The sequence below is a fragment of the Actinopolyspora sabaoui genome (assembly GCF_051225635.1).
In the GTDB taxonomy this organism is placed as follows: domain Bacteria; phylum Actinomycetota; class Actinomycetes; order Mycobacteriales; family Pseudonocardiaceae; genus Actinopolyspora.
On the sequence record NZ_JBMIHH010000009.1, the window covers coordinates 205,205 to 229,506 of the forward strand.

21 protein-coding genes are annotated in these 24,302 nt (G+C 68.2%); 13 read left to right on the top strand and 8 right to left on the bottom strand.

Going from position 1 to position 24,302, the window contains the following annotated elements:
* Positions 1–70: 70 nt before the first annotated feature.
* The 4 genes from ACOQFL_RS17775 to ACOQFL_RS17790 all read left to right on the top strand — a co-directional run bounded on the left by ACOQFL_RS17775 (position 71) and on the right by ACOQFL_RS17790 (position 2,895).
* Positions 71–598: an acetyl-CoA carboxylase biotin carboxyl carrier protein gene (locus tag ACOQFL_RS17775; RefSeq protein WP_435545309.1), complete on the top strand. Its 528-nt coding sequence runs from the start codon at positions 71–73 to the stop codon at positions 596–598.
* Positions 595–1,959: an acetyl-CoA carboxylase biotin carboxylase subunit gene (locus tag ACOQFL_RS17780; RefSeq protein ID WP_435545310.1), complete on the top strand. Its 1,365-nt coding sequence runs from the start codon at positions 595–597 to the stop codon at positions 1,957–1,959. The genes ACOQFL_RS17775 and ACOQFL_RS17780 overlap by 4 nt, the downstream gene beginning before the upstream one ends.
* 345 nt (positions 1,960–2,304) lie before the next feature.
* A complete protein-coding gene (locus tag ACOQFL_RS17785) occupies positions 2,305–2,508 on the top strand; it encodes a cold-shock protein (protein ID WP_092974098.1) in 204 nt (67 codons plus the stop codon).
* Between the two features lie 210 nt (positions 2,509–2,718).
* Positions 2,719–2,895: a hypothetical protein gene (locus tag ACOQFL_RS17790; protein WP_435545311.1), complete on the top strand. Its 177-nt coding sequence runs from the start codon at positions 2,719–2,721 to the stop codon at positions 2,893–2,895.
* 129 nt (positions 2,896–3,024) lie between these two features.
* Here the strand turns inward: ACOQFL_RS17790 and ACOQFL_RS17795 are convergent, their stop codons facing one another.
* Positions 3,025–4,923: a bifunctional sugar phosphate isomerase/epimerase/4-hydroxyphenylpyruvate dioxygenase family protein gene (locus ACOQFL_RS17795; RefSeq protein ID WP_435545312.1), complete on the bottom strand. Its 1,899-nt coding sequence runs from the start codon at positions 4,921–4,923 to the stop codon at positions 3,025–3,027.
* Between the two features lie 74 nt (positions 4,924–4,997).
* Between ACOQFL_RS17795 and ACOQFL_RS17800 the strand changes: the two genes are divergently transcribed.
* Positions 4,998–5,798, top strand: coding sequence for an IclR family transcriptional regulator domain-containing protein (locus ACOQFL_RS17800; protein ID WP_435545313.1), 801 nt, complete (start codon positions 4,998–5,000; stop codon positions 5,796–5,798).
* Positions 5,799–5,808: 10 nt separating this feature from the next.
* Here the strand turns inward: ACOQFL_RS17800 and ACOQFL_RS17805 are convergent, their stop codons facing one another.
* Entirely contained in the window at positions 5,809–6,783 is a 975-nt protein-coding gene (locus ACOQFL_RS17805) for a zinc-dependent alcohol dehydrogenase (protein WP_435545314.1), read from the bottom strand.
* 198 nt (positions 6,784–6,981) lie between these two features.
* Between ACOQFL_RS17805 and shiA the strand changes: the two genes are divergently transcribed.
* On the top strand, positions 6,982–8,316 hold the full coding sequence (shiA, locus tag ACOQFL_RS17810) for a shikimate transporter (protein ID WP_435545315.1): 1,335 nt from the start codon (positions 6,982–6,984) through the stop codon (positions 8,314–8,316).
* A gap of 212 nt (positions 8,317–8,528) precedes the next feature.
* On the opposite strand, the gene ACOQFL_RS17815 is transcribed toward shiA, so the two are convergent.
* The 3 genes from ACOQFL_RS17815 to ACOQFL_RS17825 all read right to left on the bottom strand — a co-directional run bounded on the left by ACOQFL_RS17815 (position 8,529) and on the right by ACOQFL_RS17825 (position 10,631).
* Positions 8,529–8,729, bottom strand: coding sequence for a hypothetical protein (locus ACOQFL_RS17815; protein ID WP_435545316.1), 201 nt, complete (start codon positions 8,727–8,729; stop codon positions 8,529–8,531).
* A gap of 207 nt (positions 8,730–8,936) precedes the next feature.
* Positions 8,937–9,191, bottom strand: coding sequence for a hypothetical protein (locus tag ACOQFL_RS17820; RefSeq protein WP_435545317.1), 255 nt, complete (start codon positions 9,189–9,191; stop codon positions 8,937–8,939).
* 180 nt (positions 9,192–9,371) lie between these two features.
* Positions 9,372–10,631, bottom strand: a complete 1,260-nt coding sequence (locus ACOQFL_RS17825; RefSeq protein WP_435545318.1) for an SGNH/GDSL hydrolase family protein — start codon at positions 10,629–10,631, stop codon at positions 9,372–9,374.
* Between the two features lie 342 nt (positions 10,632–10,973).
* On the opposite strand from ACOQFL_RS17825, the gene purU reads away from it, so the two are divergent.
* The 3 genes from purU to ACOQFL_RS17840 all read left to right on the top strand — a co-directional run bounded on the left by purU (position 10,974) and on the right by ACOQFL_RS17840 (position 14,297).
* Positions 10,974–11,894 carry a formyltetrahydrofolate deformylase gene (gene purU, locus ACOQFL_RS17830; RefSeq protein WP_435545319.1) on the top strand — a complete coding sequence of 307 codons (921 nt, stop codon included), beginning with the start codon at positions 10,974–10,976 and terminating at the stop codon, positions 11,892–11,894.
* A gap of 83 nt (positions 11,895–11,977) precedes the next feature.
* Entirely contained in the window at positions 11,978–13,144 is a 1,167-nt protein-coding gene (locus tag ACOQFL_RS17835; RefSeq protein ID WP_435545320.1) for a vWA domain-containing protein, read from the top strand.
* Positions 13,137–14,297 carry an XdhC family protein gene (locus ACOQFL_RS17840; protein ID WP_435545321.1) on the top strand — a complete coding sequence of 387 codons (1,161 nt, stop codon included), beginning with the start codon at positions 13,137–13,139 and terminating at the stop codon, positions 14,295–14,297. Before ACOQFL_RS17835 ends, ACOQFL_RS17840 begins: the two co-directional genes overlap by 8 nt.
* A gap of 131 nt (positions 14,298–14,428) precedes the next feature.
* Here the strand turns inward: ACOQFL_RS17840 and lexA are convergent, their stop codons facing one another.
* Entirely contained in the window at positions 14,429–15,082 is a 654-nt protein-coding gene (gene lexA / locus ACOQFL_RS17845; RefSeq protein WP_435545322.1) for a transcriptional repressor LexA, read from the bottom strand.
* 659 nt (positions 15,083–15,741) lie between these two features.
* Here lexA and ACOQFL_RS17850 point away from each other — a divergent pair.
* The 4 genes from ACOQFL_RS17850 to ACOQFL_RS17865 all read left to right on the top strand — a co-directional run bounded on the left by ACOQFL_RS17850 (position 15,742) and on the right by ACOQFL_RS17865 (position 20,673).
* Positions 15,742–16,305, top strand: coding sequence for a (2Fe-2S)-binding protein (locus ACOQFL_RS17850; RefSeq protein ID WP_435545323.1), 564 nt, complete (start codon positions 15,742–15,744; stop codon positions 16,303–16,305).
* On the top strand, positions 16,302–18,770 hold the full coding sequence (locus ACOQFL_RS17855) for a xanthine dehydrogenase family protein molybdopterin-binding subunit (protein ID WP_435545324.1): 2,469 nt from the start codon (positions 16,302–16,304) through the stop codon (positions 18,768–18,770). The genes ACOQFL_RS17850 and ACOQFL_RS17855 overlap by 4 nt, the downstream gene beginning before the upstream one ends.
* Positions 18,767–19,621: an FAD binding domain-containing protein gene (locus ACOQFL_RS17860; protein WP_435545325.1), complete on the top strand. Its 855-nt coding sequence runs from the start codon at positions 18,767–18,769 to the stop codon at positions 19,619–19,621. The genes ACOQFL_RS17855 and ACOQFL_RS17860 overlap by 4 nt, the downstream gene beginning before the upstream one ends.
* Before the next feature lie 116 nt (positions 19,622–19,737).
* Positions 19,738–20,673, top strand: coding sequence for an SRPBCC family protein (locus ACOQFL_RS17865; RefSeq protein ID WP_435545326.1), 936 nt, complete (start codon positions 19,738–19,740; stop codon positions 20,671–20,673).
* Between the two features lie 176 nt (positions 20,674–20,849).
* Here ACOQFL_RS17865 and ACOQFL_RS17870 read toward each other — a convergent pair whose 3' ends face one another.
* Both ACOQFL_RS17870 and ACOQFL_RS17875 read right to left on the bottom strand, forming a co-directional pair.
* The gene (locus ACOQFL_RS17870) at positions 20,850–22,211 is read right to left on the bottom strand and encodes an SPFH domain-containing protein (protein WP_435545327.1); all 1,362 of its coding nucleotides are present in this window, start codon (positions 22,209–22,211) and stop codon (positions 20,850–20,852) included.
* Positions 22,211–24,010, bottom strand: coding sequence for an SPFH domain-containing protein (locus ACOQFL_RS17875; RefSeq protein WP_435545328.1), 1,800 nt, complete (start codon positions 24,008–24,010; stop codon positions 22,211–22,213). The genes ACOQFL_RS17870 and ACOQFL_RS17875 overlap by 1 nt, the downstream gene beginning before the upstream one ends.
* Positions 24,011–24,302: the final 292 nt, after the last annotated feature.

Below are 24,302 nucleotides of genomic sequence, written 5' to 3' on the forward strand. Positions count from 1 at the left end.
ACCAACGTTCCGGCGTCCGACCAACGTTCCGCTCCTACCGGCACGCCCCGCTCGACAGGAAGGAATCCACATGTCGATCGAGACCAACGGCACCAGGATCGCCGACAACGGTCACGACTCGCACCACACGACCACATCCGGTGTCCCCATCACGACCGCGCACCACACGATCGCCGAACTCGCCGAACACGCCGGAAAGCTCGTTTCGCGCGCCGACCGCCCGGTGCGCAGAATCCGGTTGCAGTCCGGCGCGGACTCCGTCGAGATCGACTGGGCCGACGAGCCGGGCGAGCTCCCGAGAAGCGCCCCACCGAGCTCGGTCGACGTTTTCGGGGACGCCGAAACCGAAACCAGGGTCACGGTGCGCGCACCCCTGGTCGGGACGCTCTACCGCGCTCCCGCGCCCGGTGAGGAGCCGTTCGTCGAGGCGGGTGCGACCGTCGAGGAAGGGCAACAGCTCGCCATCGTCGAGGCGATGAAACTGATGAACCCGATCAGTGCTCCCGTCTCCGGGCGAGTCGCGGCCGTTTCCACCCCTGACGGTGAACTCGTCGAGTACGACCAGGTTCTTTTCGAGATCGAACCGGAACAGGAGTGACGTTGTTCGACAAAGTCCTCGTCGCCAATCGCGGCGAGATCGCAGTCCGAGTGATTCGTACCTGCCGCAGGCTGGGTATCCGCACGGTCGCCGTCTACTCCAAGGCCGACGAACTCTCGTTGCCGGTTCGGCTCGCCGACGAGGCCGTGTGCGTCGGTCCCGCGAGCGCGCGGGAGAGCTACCTGCACATCCCCAACATCATCGGTGCCGCGCTGCGTACGGGCGCCGACGCCATCCACCCCGGATACGGGTTCCTGTCCGAGGATCCCTACTTCGCGGAGATCTGCGCCGACCACGGGATCACCTTCATCGGCCCATCGGCCGGAGTGATGGACGTGCTCGGTGACAAGTCGAGCGCGCGTAGGGTCATGCGGGAGAACGGACTGCCGCTGCTGCCGGGCACCGTGGAGCCGCTCGGTTCCTACGAAGAGGCCCGTCGTATCGCCGACGACATCGGTTACCCGGTCATCCTCAAGGCGGCGGCGGGTGGAGGGGGACGAGGTATCACCGTGGTGCGGGACCCCGCCGACCTCTTCGACGCGTTCCACACCACCCGGGCCAGTGCCCGGACCCTGTTCAAGGACCCCTCGCTCTACCTGGAGAAGTACCTCGAGTCCGCCCGGCACATCGAGGTGCAGGTCCTGTGCGACAGCCACGGCCGAGGGGTGCATCTCGGCGAGCGGGACTGCTCCGTGCAGCGACGCAACCAGAAACTGCTGGAGGAAGCCCCTTCGCCCGCGGTGGACGAATCGCTGCGCCGGGAGATCGGTGAGGCAGCGCTGCGTGGTGCCCTCGAAGCCGGTTACCAGGGTGTGGGGACGATGGAGTTCCTGCTCGACGAGCAGAACCGCTTCTGGTTCATGGAGGTCAACACTCGCATCCAGGTGGAGCATCCCGTCACCGAAGCCGTCACCGGCATCGACCTGGTCGCCGAACAACTGCACAGCGCGGCCGGTGAGCCGTTGGCGCTGCGGCAGTCGGACATCGAGCCGGTCGGACACGCCGTGGAATGCCGCATCAACGCCGAGGACCCCGCGCGGGGGTTCGTCCCCACACCGGGAACGCTGCACAACTACCGCGCCCCCGGGGGCCCGTGGGTGCGGGTGGACACGCACTGCCACACGGGAGCCGTCGTCACCCCGCACTACGACTCGTTGGTGGCGAAGCTGGTGTGCTGGGGACCGGACCGCGAGAGCGCGCTGGATCGGACGAGTCAGGCGCTGCGCGAGTTCGAACTGGAGGGAAACGGCGTAAGCAGCACCATCGGGCTACAGCGGACACTCGTGGAGGACGCGGTTCTTCGTGACGGTGGGGCCACCACTGGATTCCTGCGCGCACGCATGCCGGAGTTCGCCGGTTAGGTGCGCCCGGTACGCGGCTCGCCCGGGTGGCACGGACCGCGCTCACCCGGGCGAGCCGCGTGCGTGATGCATGTCACTTGGCTTGTTGACCGGTGGTTTCGCGGGAACTGGCCGGTGGTTTCGCGGGAAGTCGACGGCGGGTGTAGGCAGCGGCTGTCGTGGACGTGTATAGTCGCACTTGGTCGTCGTATTTCTGGGTCCGTGTTTGTGCACGCTCGCAGGATGTTGATGCGGGCGAGCTGCTGTCTTTGGTTGTAGCTGGAGTAGTTGCCGTCTGAGATCTTCCGGCCCGGGTGTTCGCGAGGTGCGTTCACCCGTCATACCAGCTCCCGTAAGGAGACAGACATGGCACAGGGAACCGTGAAGTGGTTCAACTCGGAAAAGGGCTTCGGCTTCATCGCCCCCGACGAGGGCGGGCCGGACATCTTCGTGCACTACTCGGCGATTGACGCCTCGGGTTTCCGTACCCTGGAGGAGAACCAGCAGGTGGACTACGAGGCCAGCCAGGGCAGCAAGGGCCCGCAGGCCGACGTGGTTCGCGTGCTCTGAGTCTTTTCGCAGAGTTTTTCTCCGGTGGCTCCTCATCCGCTCGGATGGGGAGCCACCGGTTTTTCGGGCGATCGACTACGCCCGACCTCATCTCGCAGACCACTCGGCCATCGTTACGTCGGCCGGGTGGTTCGAAGGAGCACTATCAGCATTACAACCCCCTCACGTCCTGCTCGGCCGCAGAACCACGGTAAGACGGGCAACCGTCCGGTGCCGTCGTCCCGCGGGCGCGCCCCCATTCCCGAGGCGGTCAGTACGGTCCAGTTCCTCGAACCGGCCCACACCCGGGAACTGCCGGAGCAGCCCGCTCCGAGCGCCGATCACAGCGATGCCGCCATGCGCGGACTGCGCACTCCGTTCGAGACCGATCCCTTCCGGGAAGCCTGACCGGTACGGCTCTCGCGAGGACGCCGGAGACGTGGCGTAGTACCTACTCGATGTCTCCGGACCCGCTCCCGAGACGTGCGAGAGGTTCCACCGAGCGGGCGATCCGAGAACCCGGTCGGAAAACTTCGATCAGGTGGCTCGGTGCAGCCGTGCCTGCCGATGGGCGGCCATGCGAACGGGGGTGTTCGCCGCGCCGTAACCCTGGTAGTCGCCGACGCGCTGCACGATCTCGAAGAACACCCGGGAACCGAGCAGATCGGTGCAGAAGTGGAAGAACTCACCCTGGGCATCCCGATCGTAGAGGATGTTCAGCATGCGTAGTTCGGACAGTAGCTCCGAGTCGAGCTCGTAGCGGGCGTCGAGGTCGTCGTAGTAGTTCTCCGGGATCCGCAGGATGGGCGCACCGCTGTCCCGCATGCTTCGTGCGGCGCCGATGATGTCGTCGGTTCCGAACGAGACGTGCTCGGGATCGGGGACGTCGGGCGCCCACTCGCCGCGGCGCAGTACGGCCGCGTGCATGGCGATGCGAATCCGACCGAAGCGGTTCCCGACGGCCTGGCTGCGTACCAGCCCGAACGGGGCGGCGTACTCGGTTTCCGCCTGTGGCCGCAGGTCGAACACCGACCGGTAGAACAGCATCGACTCGGCGAAGTGGTCGAACGGTTCCGCCACCGCGATGTGGTCGAGTTCGTCGAGTACCGGGTCTTCGGCGGGCGTGGTGCCGGTCGCCGTGAAATCGGCCCGCCAACTCGATGGATCGTCCTCCTCGGTGTGGCAGAAGTGGATCCGCTTGTCGTCGGGTGTGGCGATCGTGTGCAACTCGGCCTCGGTGTCCGCGTGTTGGCCGGGTAGTCGCGGCGCGAGCAACTCCCTCGCACGCTGCGCGGACGAGCCGGGATCACGGCTTTCCACCGCCAGTCCGGCGAGTTCGGCTGTGCCCGATTCGGTGGTCTTCTCCGACGTCCGGTTCAGCACGACGTCGCAGTCACCGTGCCGCCACAGCTGCACCGGCTTGGACCTGTGTTGTCCAGTGTGGACGAACCCCAGCGCGCTCAACGTCGTTGCGATTTCCGCTTCCGAACGTTCATCGACGTCGAGTTCGGCGAACGCCCAACCGGGCAGCTCGGGTGAGGAGGTCGGCTCGGTGATACCGACCCGGTACGGCCCGCGTGAACCGTGGGTCGCCACGCCGTCTTCCAGAGAAAGCAGCGAGCGCATGGCGTCGACGGCGGCGGGGCCCGGGTCGCTCTGGCGAAAGACGTCGTTGAAAACCTCGAGCGACAGCGGCCCGGTGTATCCCGCGGCCAGTACCTGGTCCACGAAGTGAATCAGGTCGAAGCTGCCCTGGCCGGGGAACAGCCGGTGGTGCCTGCTCAACCGCAGTAGGTTCATGTCCGGTCGAGGGGCGTCGGCCAGCTGCAGAAAGAACAGCTTTTCCGGATCGATGGTGGCGATGCCCGTGGGGCGCGGGTCCTTGGACAGGATGTGGAAGCTGTCCAGGCACACCCCGAGGTTGGGGTGGTCGGCCTGGTGCACGATTCGCCACGAGTGCTCCCAGGTGTTGACGAACCGTCCCCAAGCGAGGGCTTCGTAGGCGACGCGGATTCCCCGTGCCGCGGCGCGTGTGGCCAGGGCGTGAAGTTGTTCGGCGGCCAGATCGTCGTCGTCGATGGCCTGGGGCGCCAGCGTGGAGCACACCAGCATGGTGTCGGTGCCGAGGCGTTCCATCAGGTCGAACTTGCGCTCGGCCCGCCGCAGGTTCGTCTCGTGTTGTTCGGCGGGCAGGGCTTCGAAGTCGCGGAACGGTTGGTACATGTCGACGGACAGGCCGAGATCCGCGCAGCGGTCGCGGATCGCTTCGGGAGAGAGGTGCGAGTTGACCAGGTCGTTCTCGAAGATCTCCACCCCGTCGAAACCGGCGGCGGCACTGGCTCGGAGTTTGTCGTCCAGCATGCCGGACAGGCAGACGGTCGCGATCGTTTTGCGCACAGGATTGTTCACGTGCACTCCTCTGGTGGTCGAAGGCATGTGGTGAGCAGGCTGAATCGACGGCTAGACTGTGCGTGGTACGCACAAGCTGTGCGAGGTGGGAGGTCCCAGGTGTGGCCGAACCGGTGGTGAACGGACGCGAGGAGTACGGGCCGCACTTCGTGCAGTCCGTCGCGCGCGTGCTCGCGGTCATCCGGACGTTCGACGCGGAACGTCCCGTTCAGACCCTCGGTGAGGTGTCGCGGGAGACCGGCCTCGATCGGGCTACGGCGCGTCGGCTGCTGCTCACGCTCGCCGATCTCGGCTATGTCTCGTCCGACGGTCGCACGTTCGAGCTCACCCCCCGGGTACTCGATCTCGGGTACTCCTACCTGTCGAGCCTGTCCCTTCCGGAGCTGGCGCAGCCGCATCTGCGGTGGCTCGCGCGGGAGCTGAACGAGACCGCCGCGCTGGCCGTGCTCGAAGGCAACGAGATCGTCTACGTCGCGTTGGTGCCGAGTACCCGGCTGGCCGCCGTGAAGATCGACGTGGGCACGCGCTTCGACGCGTACGCGACCTCGATGGGGCGGGTGCTGTTGGCGGGGCTGCCCGAAGCGGAGCTCGAAGAGCGTCTCGCTTACCTGCATCTGGAACGCAAGACCAGCCGCACCGTCGGTGATGTGGCGACACTGCGCGCCGAGATCGAGAAGGCCCGCTCGCAGGGTTGGGCATTGGTCGATTCGGAGATCGAGGAGGGGCTGCGTGGTGCGGCCGCGCCGGTACGCGACCGTGCGGGGCGCGTGGTCGCCGCGGCCAACGTGTCGGTGCATGCCGGACGGACCACCCCGGCGCTCGTCGAACGGGACTACGTTCCCATGATTCTGCGCACCGTTCGGCTCATCGAGGCCGACCTGGTCAGCTCGGCCGCGCGGTGAAGCGGCGGTCTCAGGCGGCACCATCGATATTGACCCATACCTTGCCCGGGGTGGTGGCGACGGCCTCGAACGCCGCCGCCGTATCCGCGAGACCGAACTCCGCGCCCAGTACACGGTGCGGGGCCAACCCGCTGAGGGCGTCGATGGTGTCGGCGAAGTCGTCGGGATGGTCATAGATCAGGGAACCGACCAGCGACAGTTGCCGGTTCACCACGTGCCGCTCGCTGAGCCCGAGCGGTTCGCCGCCCATCCCGATGAGCGTGACGGTCGCGCCCGCCACCGTGTGCCGTAGTGCCGTTCCGAGGGCCGAAGGCACTCCGGAGGTCTCGAAGACGTGGTCCACCTGCCCGTCGGCCCGCTCGATGGGGAGCGCGCCCAGCGAAAGTGCCAGCTCGTGCCTGCCCGCGTGCGGTTCCTGCACGAACGGTGTGATGCCCGCGGCCACCAGCCAGCGGCAGAGGAACAGCCCCTGCGAACCGGCGCCGACGACCAGGCATCGATCGTCGGTGGTGATTCCCGAACGCCGGACGGCCGAACGTGCCACGGTCAGCGGTTCGGCGCAGACGAGGTCGCGAACGTTCACGTGATCGGCCACCGGGTGGACGAACTCGGCCGGTGCCGCGACGTATTCGGAGAGCACTCCCGGGACACCGAGTCCGACCGCGATGCGATCGGGGCAGCCCGAGGTGAACCCGCTCTTGCACTCGCGGCAGCGTAGGCAGCAGTAGTTCGGTTCGAGCGCGACCCGGCTGCCGAGGTGGCTGTTGTCGACGGAATCTCCGACGGCCACGATCTCGCCGACCCCTTCGTGGCCGAGCACCCAGGGATGGTGGGGAGCCGTTCGCTCACCCCGGACGACTCCCATGTCCGTGCCGCAGAGGCCGACCCCGAGCATGCGGAGGACGACGTCGTCCGCGCCGCAGTTCGGCTCCGCGGTGTCGATAAGCCCGATGTTTCCCGGTTCGATCAACGCAGCTGCCTTCATTCCCCACCTCTGTGCGCATTTCGCTCGCTTGTGCGTATGGCGCCTAGTGTAGCGAAGATATGCGTCCATGCATACTGCTGATGAGGCTTGCTGGTTGCTGCTGAATTGGCCCTCATCTCTTGACGAGCGGTTACGGGCAATTAACCATCTATGCAACAAACGCACGGCAGTGCGTTATATGCACAGCAGGAGGTTCATATGACGGGTACGGCGGAGCAGCCGAACCGGGGCAAACAGACCCGAGCTGCCTTCGGTGCCTTCATCGGGGCGGTCGTCGAGTGGTACGACTTCCTCGTCTACGGGATCGTCGCCGCGATCGTGTTCAACGAGGCTTTCTTCCCCAGCGTCAGTCCGGTGGCGGGGACGCTGGCTGCTTTCGCCACGTTCGGCGTCGGGTTCGTCTTCCGTCCGCTGGGGAGTGTCGTTTTCGGCCACTTCGGCGACAAGGTCGGACGTACCCGCACCCTCGTCTGGACGGTCTCGATCATGGGCGCCGCCACCGCGCTGATCGGCGTGCTGCCCACCTATGATGCCATCGGCTGGCTCGCCCCGCTGCTGCTGGTGCTCCTTCGTGCCCTGCAGGGGATCGCGGTCGGCGGCGAGTGGAGCGGTGCCGCGCTCATGTCCGTGGAGCACGCCCCACGCAAGCTGCGGGCCTTCTACAGCAGCGGTGTCCAGGTCGGTTATTCGGTGGCGCTGATCGTCGCCACGGGGCTGGTCGGCCTCCTGCAGGCGGTCCTCAGCGCCACGGCGTTCCAGACCTGGGGGTGGCGCGTGCCGTTCCTGCTCAGCGCGGTACTGGTGGCCGTGGCGCTGTGGATCCGGTCAGGGGTGCCGGAGAGCGAGGAGTTCACCGAGAACGTCGCGAAGCGGACCGAACGGCGGCGCAAACTCCCCGTGCTGGACGCGCTGCGCAAGCATCCGGCCGCGTTCTTCCAGATCTTCGGCATGCGGCTCGGTGAGCTGCTCACGATGTACATCGTCACGACCTTCGCCCTGTCGTACGCCACCGAACAGCACGATTTCAGCTCCGGGTTCATGCTCAACATCGGCCTCGTGGTGGGCGCCATCGGTATCGCGACCATCCCGCTGTACGCGTGGTTGTCGGACCGGTTCGGGCGCAAGCCGGTGTTCCTGTTCGGTGCCGGTGCGGGGGTCGTCGCCACTGTGCCGTACTTCCTCGCGATCGAGTCCGGCTCCCTGATTCTGCTCCTGATCACATCGGTGATCCTGGTCAACATCGCGCACGACATGATCGTCTGCGTGCAGCAGCCGCTGTTCACCGAGATGTTCGGTGCCGAGCACCGCTACAGTGGCGCCGGGATGGGATACCAGGTCGCGAGCGCGATCGCCGGTGGATTCACGCCGTTCATCGCGACCGCGCTGGTCGCTCTCGGCGACGGCGAGTGGTACTGGGTGGCGCTGTATCTCGGGCTGGGGTGCGCGGTCTCCGGGATCGTGGCGCTCACCCTGCGCGGTCACAGCGGCGAGCAGGCGCAGGCGGAGGAAGAACTCGCGGTCCAGCGAGCCTGAATCCGTGCACCCGGCGGGAGACGTGTGAAGGCGGGAAGCCGGTAGCGGTAATGGCCGGGGTGGCGTCGATTTCGCGAGAAATCGACGCCACCCGCACGGCGCCCCGCCGTGCGGGAAGGCGCTCACAGACGATCCGGACGACCGCGCACGGTCCTACCGTGCGGTTCCCCAACGGTGTCGGGGCGGCGGAGTTCGGGTCCTTCATCGCGGACTCACCGGGTTTTCTGCACGCTCAACCAGAGCGTCAGGAAACAGAAGCCGAACACCAGGAACGGACCTATGACGGGCGCGTAATTCCGCGGGGTGAGAATGTGCAGAATTCCCATCGCGATCGCCGCACCGAAAAAGAGGAAAGCCACCGCACTGGACCAGATCCTGGTCGTCTTCTCGGAATTTCCCGTCGGGTCGGACACGGTGGGTCAGTGTAACAGCGAGATCGCCGTGAAACACCGCTCGCCGTGTCGGGGTGAATGGATCCAGTCGCCCGCTCAAGAGGCAGAACTCCTCGCCGCGCTCCCAGGAAGCGGAACAACGAATTCGTAACGCGGCGGGAGGCCACGACGGTGCCGCTCGGCGATTCCGGCGACACCGCCGTGTTTCGGGCGTACTCTTCGGCTCGGTTATTCCGCCGTGGTCCCCTCCGGATCGAGCACGGTTTTCCAGGCCGCCTCCTGCGGCTCGGTCATTCCGCCGATCACGAACTCGCCGTCCTCGTTGAAGATCGGTCCTCCCGCCTGGGCGGTCGCCGCGGCGTGCGCGAGCGTGGCGTGCGCCTGGGCGTAGGCCACGTAGGTGCGTTCCCCCTCCTGGTCGTGCTGCTCCGGTGCTTCGGCCAGCAGGCGTTGCGCGGTCTTGAAGTGTTCGGGCCCGGTCATACCGGCAACCCTGCCAGACCGTGATCCGGCATCACGCGGGCGTGTGGGACGGGCGGGAACGAGCCGATACCGCCATCGGCGGGAATTCCCCCCGTTCGCTGAGGTACTCGGTCGGTGCGACCTCTCGCGCTTTCGGGAGTTCGCACCGACCGAGCCGTTCCGTGGAGCGATCGGGAGCGCTCAGTACAGTTCCCGTACTTCGACGGCCCGGGCCATGGCGGCCAATCCGGCGTCGTTCGGATGCACGTGGTCGCCCGTGTCGTAGCCAGGCGCCAACCTGCTCGGATGTCCCGGATCCCGCACCGCGGCGTCGAAGTCCACCACGGCGTCGAACGCCCCGGACTCGCGGATCCACTCGTTGACGGCACGTCGGTCGGCCTCGCCCGCCGCGTTGTAGCGCGGTGCACCCTCGAACGGTGTGATCGTCCCGCCCACCACACGGATACCGGCTTCGTGCGCCCGGGCGATCAGTTGTTCGTAGACGCCGATGAGTTCGTGCGGCTCCACGGCACCGGCGCTGTGGTGGATGTCGTTGATGCCTTCCAGCAGCACCACGGTTCGCACCCCGGTCTGGGCCAGGATGTCGCGTTCGAACCGCGCGATCGCCGGTTCACCTCCGAGTCCGGCGTCGGTCAGCAACCGGTTGGCGCTCAGTCCCGCGTTGAGCACTCCGAGTTCGCGCGGTTCCGGACGTTTCAGCAGTCGGTCCGCGACCACGTCCGGGTAGCGGTGGTTGGCGTCGAGCGTCGACTTCACGCCGTCGGTGATCGAGTCGCCGAAGAACACCACCGAACCGGCCGAACGGGTGCGGACGTCGATGCCGTCCAGGAAGTAGCGCGCCGTGCCGATGGCCTCGTAGTTCCGCCCCGAACCGCGCGTGGCGTCTCCCGGGGCGAGGAAGGTGGTCGACCTGCCCTCGTAATGTACCGAGGCCTGCCCGGTGGATTCGGGAAGATGCAGGCTGACCACGAGGTCGCTGTTGTCGGCCACCTCCAGATCGACCGGGTCCGAGACCCACTCCGCTCCTGTCGGCACCGTGGTGGCGGACCGCCCGTCGAACGTCACCGGCACCGCGGCCGAGGGGGCGATGCTCGGGGTTCCCCGTTCGCCCCGGCGCGGGGCCACCGTCACCGCTCCCACGGACAGCGGTTCCGTGCCGTGGACGTTCGTCAGGCGCAGGCGGAACCGGTCGCCACCCACCGAGAGGTGAACGACCTGGCGCAGCGTCTGATCGTGGAAGTGCTGGGGCTCCGGGCGGTTGTCCGGCGGAGTCACGGCCGCTGCCCAGGACCCCGCCCATTCCGAGCCGCCCGCGTGCGGAGGAGGTCGGTGGTCGGACGCCGCGGAGGGCGTTACCAGCAGCAGGGTGGTGGCGGTCAGTGCGAGGAAGTACCAGAGCCCGCTGCGGGACGTTGTTCTTCCGGAACGGGTGTGATGCAAGACGACCGACCTCGGCAGACTCGTCGTGGACGATTGAATCGTTTCAACAGAAACCTATTCCCGCGATCTCCGGCGGGCAATACTCCGGGTGGTGGTACCGGGGCCCGTACGTGACGACAGTGCCCGGACGGCCCCGGGATCGGCACGAGCGCGAGCGTCGTCGGGAAGTACGGGCTCTCCTGAACCGCTCCGATCTCCCGCTGCCGAGTCGAGCCGGTTCCGGCACAATCCGGCCCGGAAACCACCACGCGCCCAGCCACGGCGGCATCGAGGCACGCGGACCGGGTTGAATTCGTGACCACATCGGACCGGACACCCAGTTCCGGCGGAGGGAAAGTCCACTTGACGACCGAATCGGCGACGTCGCGGGCGGAGTCGCCCGCCTCGCCCCAGAACCACGCACTGCCGGAGAACCACGCCTCGCTGATCGTGCAGGGCGAGGACCGCACCGGCATCGTCGCCGCCGTGAGCACGGTGCTGAGCGGGCACGGTGCGAACATCGTCTCGTTGGACCAGTACTCCGACGATCCGCAGGGCGGTGCGTTCTACCAGCGCACGGTGTTCAGTCTCGCCGATCTCAAGGCCGTGCTGCCCACGATCGAGCGGGATCTGGAAGCCGAGCTGGCCGAGGGATTCGCCCTCGACTTCACGCTGCGCGATATGTCGATACCCAAACGTGTCGCGATCTTCGCCTCCAAGGAGGACCACTGCCTGCTCGACCTGCTGTGGCGGCACCGGCGGGGCCAGCTGCCGGTGACCGTCTCGATGGTCGTGTCCAACCACACCGACACCGCCGACGAAGTGCGCTCCTTCGGCATCCCGTTCGTGCACGTGCCCACGGGTGAGATGGGCAAACCAGCCGCCGAGGCCGAACACCTGCGGCTGCTGCGAGGCAACGTGGACTTCGTCGTGCTGGCCCGGTACATGCGAATCCTGTCCGGCGAGTTCATCGCGAGCCTGGGAGTGCCGATCATCAACATCCACCACTCGTTCCTGCCCGCCTTCATCGGGGCGGCTCCCTACGCCAAGGCCAAGGAACGCGGGGTCAAACTCGTCGGGGCGACCGCCCACTACGTGACCGAGGACCTCGACGAGGGGCCCATCATCGAGCAGGACGTGGTGCGGGTGACCCATGCCGATGCCGTCGCCGACATCCGGCGGCGGGGCGCCGACGTAGAGCGCACCGTGTTGTCCCGGGCGGTGCGGTGGCACAGCGAGGACCGCGTGGTCCGCACCGACAACAGCACCATCGTCTTCGCCTGATCGAGGCTCCCGAACGTCCGGGCCTCCCCCGGAGCGGTGGCGGAACCGAGTGGTGATCGCCACGTGAGGTGCACAATGTGGATATGCGCGAGGCGGAGCACACCCTCGAAGGGCTCGTCGGGTTCGCTCGTGCGCTGCGCCATTCCGGGATGCGGTGTGGCCCGGCGCGGGTGCGTTCCTTCCTGGACGCCACCGAGCACGTCGACTTCGCCGACCGTGCTCAGCTGTACTGGGCCGGCAGGCTGACGCTGTGTTCTGACCCCGACGACCTGCCCCGCTTCGACGCGGCGTTCCACGCCTGGTTCGGCAGGTTGGTGGAGACGGCCGAACTGCGGCAGGAGCAGCGCAGACAGGTGCGTTCCCGTGCGCTGCCGCTGGGTGGCGAGGAGCCGGAGTCGGCCGACTCGACGGAGCTCGAACAGCTCGCGGCAGCCGGGGACGTGGAAGTGCTGCACCGCCGTGACCTGGCCGAACTCGGCGAGGAGGAGCGCGCCCACCTGCGGCGGATGATCTCCTGGCTGGATCCGCGTCCGCCGCGTCGTCCCGTGCTGCGTTGGCGCCGGGCGCGCGCCGGGCGACTCGATCCCGGAGCGACCATGCGGGCCATGATCCGCACCGGTGGAGAACCGGTGCGCCTGGTGCGGCGGAAACGCGGGGACCGGCCGCGCAAGGTGGTGCTGCTGATCGACGTCTCGGGATCGATGAGTCCCTACGCCGACGCGCTGCTGCGCTTCGCGCACGTGGTGACGCGGGCAGCGCCCGCCAGTACCGAGGTTTTCACCCTCGGCACGAGGCTGACCCGGGTGACCAGGCAGCTGCGGCAACGTGACCCGGAGTTCGCGTTGACCTCGGCCGGGCGGGCGGTGCCGGACTTCTCCGGCGGTACGCGACTGGGAAGCACGCTGCGCGCGTTCCTGGACCGGTGGGGACAGCGCGGGGCCGCTCGGCAGGCGGTGGTGGTGTTGTTCTCGGACGGCTGGGAGCGCGGGGACACCGCCGAGCTCGCCGAGCAGATGAGCAGACTGCGTAGGCTGGCACACGCGGTGTTGTGGGCCAACCCGCACGCTGGTCACGAGGGCTACGCCCCGGTGCAGTCCGGCATAGCGGCGGCGCTGCCGCACGTGGACGGGCTCGTGGCCGGGCACAGCCTCGCCGCGCTGCGGGAGCTGTGGCAGCGGGTGCGAAGTTGTTCGGAGTCGGCCGCCGCAGGCCGTCCCGCAGGGGATTCCGTGGAGGTGAGTGGTGCGTGACGTACTCGGTGCGCTCCGGCGGCACTGGGAGTCCGGAAATCCCGTAGGGGTGGGCACCGTCGTGGCGACCTTTTCCTCGGCACCGCGCGCGCCCGGCGCCGCCATGCTGGTCGACGGGAGCGGCGAGGTCTCCGGCAGCGTTTCCGGCGGGTGCGTGGAGGGGGCGGTCTACGAGACGGCCGGTTCGGTGCTCTCCGGTGACCCGCCGACGCTGTCCCGCTACGGCGTCAGCGACGACGACGCGTTCGCGGTGGGACTGACCTGCGGTGGAATCATCGACGTCTTCGTGGAGCGCGTGGATCGCGCGTCCTTCCCCCGCTTCGACGCACTCGCCGACTCGGTGGCGGTGGGTGAACCGGTAGCCGTGGCGACCGTGGTCGAGGCGCCGGACGAGTCCCGCGTGGGCAGGCGGGTCCTGGTGTGGCACGAGCGCAGCGAGGGCGAGCTGGGCTCGGACCGGCTCGATGATGCGGTGGTCGACGACGCCAGGGGGATGTTGGCCACGGGCAGAACCGGGGTGCTGGAGTACGGCCCGGACGGGCAGCGGCGCGGTGCGGGACTGCGGGTGTTCGTCAACTCGTTCGAGCCACCACCCCGGATGCTGGTGTTCGGGGCCATCGACTTCGCGGCCGCCATGACCCGGGTGGGAGCCTTCCTGGGGTATCGGGTGACCGTGTGCGACGCCCGCCCCGTGTTCGCCACCTCCAGCAGGTTCCCCGACGCGCACGAGGTCGTGGTGGACTGGCCGCACCGCTATCTGGAGGCGGAGGCCCGGGCGGGCAGGTTGGATCCCCGCACCGCCGTGCTGGTGCTCACCCACGATCCGAAGTTCGACGTGCCGGTGCTGCGTGTCGCGCTGCGGCAGCCGTTGGCCTACGTCGGGGCGATGGGCTCGCGGCGTACCCACCGCGACCGGCTCGAAAGGCTGCGTGCCGAAGGGGTGACGGATTCCGAACTGGCCGCGCTCTCCTCCCCGTTGGGGCTCGACCTGGGGGCACGCACCCCGGAGGAGACCGCCGTGTCCATCTCGGCCGAGCTGATCGCCTCCCGGTGGGGCGGGACCGGTCAGCGGCTCTCCCGGATGGAGGGGGCCATTCACCACGAGCCGGAGCTTCCCGAGGTGCCCGAACGTTCCCGACCCGCCGAACAGTAGGACCCGGCCGGGGCCTTGCCGGGCGGGACACGGTACGGCCCGTTCGGGCCTCGCGAAGCCCCATGGGCGTGGGGACGCCGGGGCGGAATCCGATTCCGGCCGGACACCGGTCGGGCCGGACACCGGCCCGGTCAGAGGCTGCGCAGCACCGAGACCACGATGCCGAGGACCACGGCGTCGTCGCCGTCGATCACCTCGTGGGCCGGGTTGCGCGGTTCGAGCAGCACGTGGCCGCCGCGGCGGCGGTAAACCTTGACCGTGGCCTCCTCGTCTAGCATCGCCGCGACGATCTGACCCGAGTGCGCCTCGGGTTGTTGGCGTACCACGACCACGTCGTCGTGGTTGATCCCGGCGTCGATCATCGAGTCGCCACGGACCCGCAGCGCGAACACGGTGCCGCGCGCGGCGAACTCCCGTGGCAACGTGAGTACGTCGTCGACGTGCTCCTCGGCGGTGATCGGGGTGCCCGCGGCGATGTCGCCGACCACCGGGACGCTCACCCGGTCGCCGCTCGGTTCCCTCGTCGCGGAGTCCGCCAGGAACATGCGTACGTCGATCGGCCGCGAGACCGTGGTTCCGCGCCGGAGGAAGCCCTTCCACTCCAGGTTCGCGAGGTGTTTCGAGACCGAGGAGGACGATCGCAGCCCCACTGCGTCACCGATCTCGCGTGTGCTCGGTGAGTACCCGTGTTCCACCACCCAGTCCCGGATCGCCGCCAGGATGCGCCGCTGGCGTGGGGGCAGGGTGGAGGTGTCCGGGTGATCGAGATCGTCGTAGGTGGTCACGGGCGTAGATGGTAGAGGCGGGTCCCGCCGAGTCGATCACCGGTGTGCCGCGTGGCGTCCCGGGTGAGGCCGCGTCACTCTGCTGCGTGAAAGGGACTGCGAAGGGGATTCGGGTCGGGGTGGCGTGGCGTCGATTTCGCGCGAAATGTTCGGGGCCGAAGGAATGTGTCGGGGAGGTGGCCGCTGCGCGTCGTGGGGGCGCCCGGAGAGCGGCTGCTTCTCCTGATCGCTTGTTGACCAGCTCTTCCGGGGCTCTCACCTGATCGTGGCGCGGGAACCGTGTGTCGCTGCCCGGGTGCGGTGCGTGTTGTTCGGGATCATTGCGTGGAGTCGCAAGGGGCTTGCCTCGCCGCCACGGGCGTAGCAGCCTCGAAAGTGTGACAGCAGTCACTGCCGAGGGGTGTTTTCGCGATGGTTCGGTTGCTCGGGCCGCTCGGCCGAAGCGGGCCGGGCGTTATCTCGTGTGCGGGGAGTGCGCGTGGCGGGTGCGTGGGGCCGCGAGCGGCCGGTGCCGCCGCGCCCCACCGCGGTTCGCCGCTCGCCGGTTCCCGCGTGGCGAAGCGTTCCCACGAGCGCGGGTCGAACCGTTCGGAGAGTCCCCGAGGCGTCGTCCCCATGCATGTCCGCACCATGCGGGCAGGCTCCGTGAAGGAGGCCCGATGCCGCGCATAACCGTCGAGGTCGACGGAACCACCTATACCGACGAGGTACAGGCCAGAACGCTGCTCGTGCAGTACCTGCGTGATCAGCTCGGCAAGGTCGGCACCGTCGTCGGTTGCGACACCAGCAACTGTGGTGCCTGCACGGTCCATATGGACGGGCACAGTGTGAAGTCCTGCTCGGTGCTGGCCGTGCAGGCCGACGGGCACGAGGTGACCACCGTCGAGTCCCTCTCCCGCGACGGGCGACTGCACCCGATGCAGCGGGCGTTCCACGACAACCACGCCCTGCAGTGCGGGTTCTGCACGCCGGGAATGATCATGCAGGCGTTGGACCTGCTCGCCGAGAACCCCGAGCCCGACGACGAGCAGATTCGCGAGGGGCTGGAGGGCAACCTCTGCCGCTGCACCGGCTACCAGAACATCGTGCGCGCCGTGCGCGATGCCTCCCAGCAGATGCGAGCGGGTGCGGGTCCCGCGATGGAACACTCCGGCGAGGCTCCGGCCCCGCGCACCTCGACCGAACAGACCACTCAGCAGCGGGTAGCCGGAGGACAGTCATGACCGCGACACCGGTGAGCCCCACCGAGCCGGAACTCGGCCGTTCCCGCAAGCGCAAGGAAGACGCACGCCTGGTCACCGGCAGGACACGTTGGACGGACAACATGACCGTCCCGGGAATGCTGCACATGGCGGTGCTGCGCAGCCCGGTCGCGCACGCCCGCATCACCTCCGTCGACACCTCCGAGGCGCGGCGCATGCCCGGCGTACAGGCCGTGGTCACCGGTTCCGACATCGCCCAGCGGCAGGGCAGCCTGCCGTGCGCCTGGCCGGTCACCGAGGACATGAAGGCCCCTGCCGCACCGGCCATGGCGGTGGACACCGTCAACTTCGCGGGCGAGGCGGTGGCCATGGTCGCCGCGCGCAGTGCCGCCGAGGCACGCGACGCGCTCGACACCATCGACATCGACTACGAGGACCTCGACGTGGTGCTCGACATCGAGTCGGCCGCCAGGGACGACTCGCCGCTGGTACACGAGGACCTCGGCACCAACCGCAACGCCACGTGGACCTTCGACTCGGCCGAGGCCGGGACCGGCGGTGACGTGGACGCGGCGCTGCGCGAGGCCGAGATCAGGGTGGATCGCACCTTCCGGCAGCAGCGGCTGATCCCGGCCTTCATGGAACCCCGCTCGGTGCTGGCCGATCCGACCGGCGAGCAGTACACGATGTACTCGGCCACCCAGGTTCCGCACATCCTGCGCACCATGCTGGCCATGACGCTGGGGACGCCCGAGCAGAAGATCCGGGTGATCGCCCCCGACGTCGGCGGTGGATTCGGCGGCAAACTCCAGGTCACACCCGAAGAGATCCTCACCTTCCTGCTCGCCGAGCAACTTGGACGGCCGGTCAAGTGGACCGAGTCCCGCTCGGAGACCATGGTGGCGGGCCACCACGGACGCGACCAGGTGCAGCGGCTCTCGCTGGCGGCGCGCTCGGACGGCACCGTCACCGGTCTCGACGTGAAGCTGCTCGCCGACATGGGGGCCTACCTGCGGTTGGTCACCCCCGGGATTCCGATACTCGGCGCGTTGATGTTCAACGCGATCTACAAGTTCCCGGCCTACCGGTTCAGCTGCACCAACGTGTTCACCAACAAGACGCCGACCGACGCCTACCGCGGCGCCGGACGTCCGGAGGCGACCTTCGGCATCGAGCGGATGATGGACGAACTCGCGGCGGAACTCGACATGGATCCGATGGAGATCCGGCGCAAAAACTGGATCGGCCACGACGAGTTCCCGTACACCACCGTCGCCGGGCTGACCTACGACTCGGGCAACTACGAGGTCGCCACCGACCGCGCGATGGAGATGTTCGGCTACCAGCAGCTGCGTGACGAGCAACTGCGACGCAGGCAGTCCGACGACACCGTCCAGCTGGGTATCGGGATCTCCACCTTCACCGAGATGTGTGGGCTGGCTCCCTCCCGGGTGCTGGGGTCGTTGTCCTACGGGGCGGGTGGCTGGGAGAACTCCCAGGTCCGCGTGTTGCCCACCGGCAAGGTCGAGGTGGTCACCGGGACCTCGCCACACGGCCAGAGCCACGTGACCTCGTGGAGCCAGATCGTCGCCGACCGGCTGGGCGTGCCGTTCGACGACGTGGAGGTGCTGCACGGGGACACCCAGAGCTCACCGCGCGGGCTGGACACCTACGGGTCGCGTTCGCTCACGGTGGGCGGTATCGCCGCCGTGCACGCCGCCGACAGGGTGATCGACAAGGCCAGGCGGATCGCGGCGCACATGCTGGAGTGCTCCGAGGACGACCTCGACTTCTCCGCCGGCAGGTTCGCCGTGCGGGGTACGGACAAGGGTATGGCGATCACCGACGTGGCGCTGGCCGCGTTCACCGCGCACGACCTTCCGGAGGGTGTGGAGCCCAATCTGGACGCGGAGGCGAACTTCGACCCGGAGAACTTCTCGTTCCCGCACGGCACGCACCTCTGCGCCGCCGAGGTGGACACCGGAACCGGTGCGGTGCGGATCAGGTCGTACGTGTGCGTGGACGACGTGGGCAGCGTGGTCAACCCGATGATCGTGGAGGGGCAGGTGCACGGTGGTCTCGCGCAGGGTATCGCCCAGGCCCTCTACGAGGAGGCCGTCTACGACGACGACGGCACGCTCACCACGGCCACCCTCGCCGACTACCTGGTGCCCTCGGCGGTGGATCTACCGGAGTTCCACACCGACCGCACCGAGACCGACGCCACCTCGAACCCGCTGGGTGTGAAGGGGGTCGGCGAGGCGGGAACCATCGCGTCGACGCCCGCGGTGGTCAACGCCGTGGTCGACGCGCTCCGCCAGTACGGAGTGAACGACGTGCAGATGCCGTGCTCGCCGCAGCGGGTCTGGCGCGCGCTGGCCGGTGTCCGAGCAGGTTCCTCGACCGGTTCGGAATCCGGCGGCGGACTCGGATCGATCGAAAGCGGTGGCGGCTTCGCGACCGGAGCGAGTGGAGGTGCACGGTGATTCCAGCCGAGTTCGAGTACGTGGCACCGTCCACGGTGGAGGAAGCGGTACGGACGCTGGACCGAGCGGGCGACGAGGCCAAGGTGCTGGCGGGCGGGCAGAGCCTGTTGCCGGTGCTTCGGATGCGGATGGCCGATCCCGGCCTGGTCGTCGACCTCGGCAAAATTACCGAGACGCAGGGGGTCCGCGAGGACGGCGACGCGCTGGTTATCGGAGCGATGACCAGCCATCACGACGTTATGCGTTCCGACCTGGTGCGACAGCACGCCGAACTGGTGGCGCTGGCCACCCGCACCGTGGCCGATCCCCAGGTGCGCCACCGCGGCAGCTTCGGCGGTTCGTTGGCCCACGCGGACCCCGCGGGCGACCTGCCCGCGCCCGTGCTGGCCATGGAGGCGGAGATGGTGATCGCCGGGCCGAGCGGCAGGCGAACCGTGCCCGCCGCCGAGTTCTTCGTGGACTACTTCACCACCGCGCTGGAGGCCAACGAAGTGCTGGTCGAGGTGCGGCTGCCCAAGTACACGGGTTGGCGGGCGCACTACGAGAAGTTCAACCGGGTCGCCCAGGCGTGGTCGATCGTGGGAGTGGCGGCCACCCTGCTGGTGCGGGACGGAACCGTGGCACAGGCCCGGGTGGGCCTGACGAACATGGGCGCCACGCCGGTGCGAGCACGCGGGGTGGAGCAGGCCCTGCTCGGCTCTCCGCCGAGCGGGGAGGCGATCCGGCAGGCGGCCGCGCATGCCACGGAAGGCACCCACGCGGGGAGCGATGCCAGTGCGGAGGCCGACTACCGCGAACACCTCGCCGAGGTGCTGACCGGCAGGGCGCTGGCCACGGCGGCCGGTGGATAGACGCACCCGTTCGGTGTGACGTGGGGGCTCGGATCCCGGTACCCGAGCCCCCACCGTCCGACACCTTCCCGGCGCGGCCCAATGGTTCGTAACCGGAAGTGATACGAGGAGGAGCAGTGCGACTCGAACACGAATTCACCGTCCCGGTTCCGGCCGATGTCGCGTGGCCGGTGTTGCTGGATCCCGAACAGGTGGCCCCCTGCATGCCGGGAGCCACCCTGAAAAGCGCCGAGGGCGAGGAGTTCGCGGGCTCGGTGAAGGTGAAGCTGGGGCCGGTGTCGCTGATGTACAAGGGCAACGGCAGTTTCACCGAGGTCGATCACGAAGAGCGCCGCGCCGTCATCGAGGCGAGCGGCAAGGATTCGCGTGGCAACGGTACGGCTTCGGCGAGTGTCACGGCCCGGCTCGCTCCGGAGGGAACGAGCACGAGGGTGCACGTGGACACCGATCTGAAAGTCACCGGCAAACCCGCACAGCTGGGCCGCGGGCTGATCTCCGATGTCGCGCAGAAGCTCATCGACCAGTTCGCGGAGTGCCTGGCGGGCAGGCTCACCGGCAGCGAATCGGAGGCAGGCACTGGGCGGGAAGCGGTCACCGGGCAGGAGACGTCCCCGGGGACGAGCACCGCGGCAGGCCACCCGGAGACCCCGCGAGAGCAGGGCGCGGGGCAGTCCGGTGCTTCCACCTCGGCCGCTCCCGCCGGAAACGGTTCCGGTCCCGCCGTGTCGAACGGCGGCGAACGGACCCCCGCGACTCCCGCTTCCGGGGCATCCGCCGGTGAAACGAGCGATGGTGCCTCAACCCCGGCCGACACCGGCCCCGGCTGGAAGGTCACCGAGGCGGAGAGCGGGGAGAGCTCCCGCTCGAGCGCCCGGTTATCGACGGTGCGCTCGGGCGGCACGGGACCGACATCCACTTCGGACGATGCTGTGGATCTGCTGGGCACGGCGGGTATGCCGGTACTGAAGCGAGTAGCTCCGGTGCTCGCCGGGCTGGCGGCGTTGACGGTGTTGTTCGTGCTGCTCCGCAGGAGAGCCCGCCGGGCGGGGTGAATCGGGAGGGCAGCTGTCGAGCTGTCTGTCCGAGCGCTCGATCGAGGGTCACACCGTTCTCGTCGCGGCTGGTTCGCGGGCGTTCCCCGCTTCCGTCGCGGGCCGAGTTCGGCCGGGCCGCCCGGAACATCCGGACACACCCGACCGAACCGGCGATCACCCTGGTTTCCGACCCTCTACTGGTTTCCGGAACCGTCCTCACCGAGCAGGGAGTCCGCGATGCCGTTGGCGGTACCGAGCGCACGCATCGCCTCGTCCGCATAGCTCTCGCCCCGGCCGTTCTCCGAACCCGACCCCTGGCGGGACTGGCCGTCGGAGAACGCCTCCGAAGTCAGCTTCGGCAGCAGCTGTGACAACAGCAGGGTGGACAGTCCCGACTGCTCACCCCCACCACCACGCACGACCACGGGGCGCGGTGCCCGCTCGGCGAGCCTGGCCCCCACCTCCAGCCTGCGTCGAGCCAGTTCGTAGTGCAGCACCGCCCGGTTGTCGCGGTAGGACTGGCCCAGCCGCTGCCGGGACTTCGCCTCGTTCTGCGCCTCGGTCAGCGTCGCCCTGCCGCGCGCCTCGATCTCCCACTGCGCCCGCTGCGCCTCGGTCTCCTGCTCCTCCAGCTGCCTGGCGACATCGCGCCGAGCCTGGTTGCGGGCCGCCTTCACCTCGACCAGTTTGGCGTCGCGGGTCTTCTTGGCGCGCTCGATCTCCATCAGCAGGTTGTCGATCCGACGCTTGCGGGTCAGCTCCCACTCCCGTTCGTAGGCGCTGAGCTCCTTGGCGACCCGCTCCCGGGTGGCGAGGTGCTGCTGGTACTGGTCCGGCAGCTGCACATCCGGGATGTTGGCGCCGAGGATGCTCACCCCGTACTTGTTGAGCTGCCGGTTCAGCGTCGCCTGCATGTCCTCGACATCGCTGCCGCGCAGCTCGTAGGCCTCCTCGGTGTGCACCTGCCTGCCGCGCTGCCGGATCGCGTCCTGCACCGCGCTGGACAGCACCACGTCGAAGTTGCCCGCCCCGATGGTGCGCACGAAGTCGATCGGATTGTCGATGCGGAACTTCAGGAAGAACTCGATCGCCTTCAACGGCACGTCCTCGGAGGTGGGGCAGGCCGCGACCGGAGCGTTGTACGGGATCTCGGTGGTGGTGTCGACGACGAACTCCACCTTGTCCCAAGGCCACCACAGGTAGTGCCGACCGGGGGAGAGCGTACCGGTGAAGGCACCGTAGCGGCTGCGGATGCCGGTGGTGCCCTGCTCGATCTCCACGATCGAAGCGCGCCACAGCGCGATCGCGGCGAGCACCAGCGCCACGGCAGCGGCGATCCCAGTGGCCACGGCGACCAGGCCGCCGCTGAACACCGCCGTGCCCGCCAGGTAGAGCGCCACGAACAGCAGCGCGACCCAGCCGACGCTCCGGCCGTCCTTCGGGATCACGACGGGAACGAGTCTGCCTTCGTCGCCGCCGCGAATGAGCTCACGGACCTTCGACCATGGCGCGACCACATCGGTGATCTTGGAAAAACCGCGTTGTTGGGTGGACATCACATCTCACCTGCCTGCTGTTGTTCGCCGCCCCGAGCCTCGCCATTTGAAGCCTCGTCGGTGGTCGTACCCGCGGTACCGTTCGGATCCGCTCCGGTCGCGGGGGCTGCCGGAGCGTTCTCCCCGCCGGTGGGGAGTGCGGTGGCGGCCTCCGCCCCGTCGAAGCCGGTCGTGCCGGCTTCCCCGAGCCCGGCGTCCGTGGTTTCGGGGGCGGTGGTTTCGGAGACTGGGGTTTCGGAGGGGGGGTTTTCGGGCTCCGCGCCGGGGAACTCCGACCCCGCTGCCTCCGTTCCGGACGACTCGGTGTGTCCACCCGCGGCCAGCAGTTGCTCGATCTCGGCCTCACGACCGCTGATGCGTTCCCGGATCGTCTCGGTGCGCTCCCGAATCGCTGCCACATCCGACTCGGACAGTCCCGCCGCACCCTCGTGATTGCCGAGCATCCGCCGCGCCGCGGCCGGGTAGTCGATGTCGTCCTGGTCCCCGAGCGAGACGAGTACCGGCAGGTGCTCGGCCAGACTCTCCAGCTTGTCGAGCACGTCCTTCTCGTAGTGGTATTCCAGGATCTCCGGATTGTTCGCGGCACTCACCGCGCGAATGTCCAGTGCCTGCGCTTCCAGCAGCGCGGAGTTGGCGTTGGCGGTGCTCTCGGCCTCCACGAAGCGCTGCCGCGCCTGCGCCTTGGCGCGGTTGGTCTCGCGTTCCAGCGCGGTGTCCATCTGCGCCTGGTAACTGGCGATCTCGGCCCTGATCCCGGACAGGCTCTCGTTCATCGAGGCCAGTTCCTTGTTCAGATCACCCTCGTCCTGTTCCTTGCGCAGACTGAGTTCGTACTCGTAGGTGTAGGCGTCCTTGGCCATCCGCACCATCTCCGGCGCGGCGAGGTCGGCCCGGTACTGCTGGCTCGACGGCTCGGCATGGGTGATGTTGGCGCTGGTCAGCCGTACGGCGGGCAGGAACTGCTCGTTCAGGCTGTCCAGCAGTTCCTGGGTGCTCTCCCCCACGAGGTCGTATATGTCCTCCGCCCGCTGCTGGTAGATCAGACTCCGGGTGACCTCGCTGACCGCGTTGGTCAGCTTGTCGGAGAAACCGGAGACGGCACCCAGCGCGAACATGAACTGCGTCGGGTCCTCGATGCGGAACTGCAGGAACAGGTCCACCGAGGCCTTGATGCCACCCCGAGTCGGCGCCTCGCTGATCGGCGCGTTGAACGGGTACTCCCGCGTCGTGTTCAGCACGTAGCTGACCTTCTTGCGGGGGTCGAGCAGCACCGTGCGGCCCGGTCCCACGGTGCGGTCGAGCTTGCTGAACTTCGTGATCATCGCCTGGCACCCCTCCGGCACCATGACGACACTGCGTCGTGCCCACAGCAGCACGGCCAGGATCACCAGCAGCGTCCAGAGCTGCGGGCCGAACCAAGCCGTCCCCACGCCGCTCGAGCTGGTCGCCACCAACCCGATCATCGCCAGGAAGGCCAGCCCCAGCACCGGGACCGCGAGGGCGACTATCGCGTTGCGCTTGGGGATCACGACGGGGCAGATCACATTGACCCACTCCCCGTCGTCACCCCGCTCCAGGGTGGTGTTGCTGACGATCGCACCGATTTCCTCCATCGATGCGTTCTGCTGCTCTATCCGGGTACCCGCCGAGCTGCCCTGTTCCCGCGCGGAGAGGAAGTCACCCGGGTCGATCGCGAACCCGTCGGCGCCGCGCTCGGCGGCCTCACCGACCGTTTCGGACAGATCCTGTCCCTCACTCACCGCGGACATGGCTCGACGCCCGGCCGCTGCGATGGTCATGCGCCTCGCTCCTTTTAGAGCTCATTGTCGAAAAACCGGTTCGAACGATCACCGACCACCGGGGTCGGGACGCTCCACCGAGGCCACGAACCGTTTCGAACGCATCGTTCGTGGTCACGGAACCGTCCACACTCATAACTCGCGACAGCGATGTTCGGGGAAGCACCGACATTCCGGTGTCGCGTCGTGCGGTGGTCAGAGGCTATCGCACGAGTCGGGAAACGCGCGGCGATTTCGTCGTATCCGAGCCGGGAATTCGACCTTTCCCGCCGTTTTCGCGCGATTCGTCACT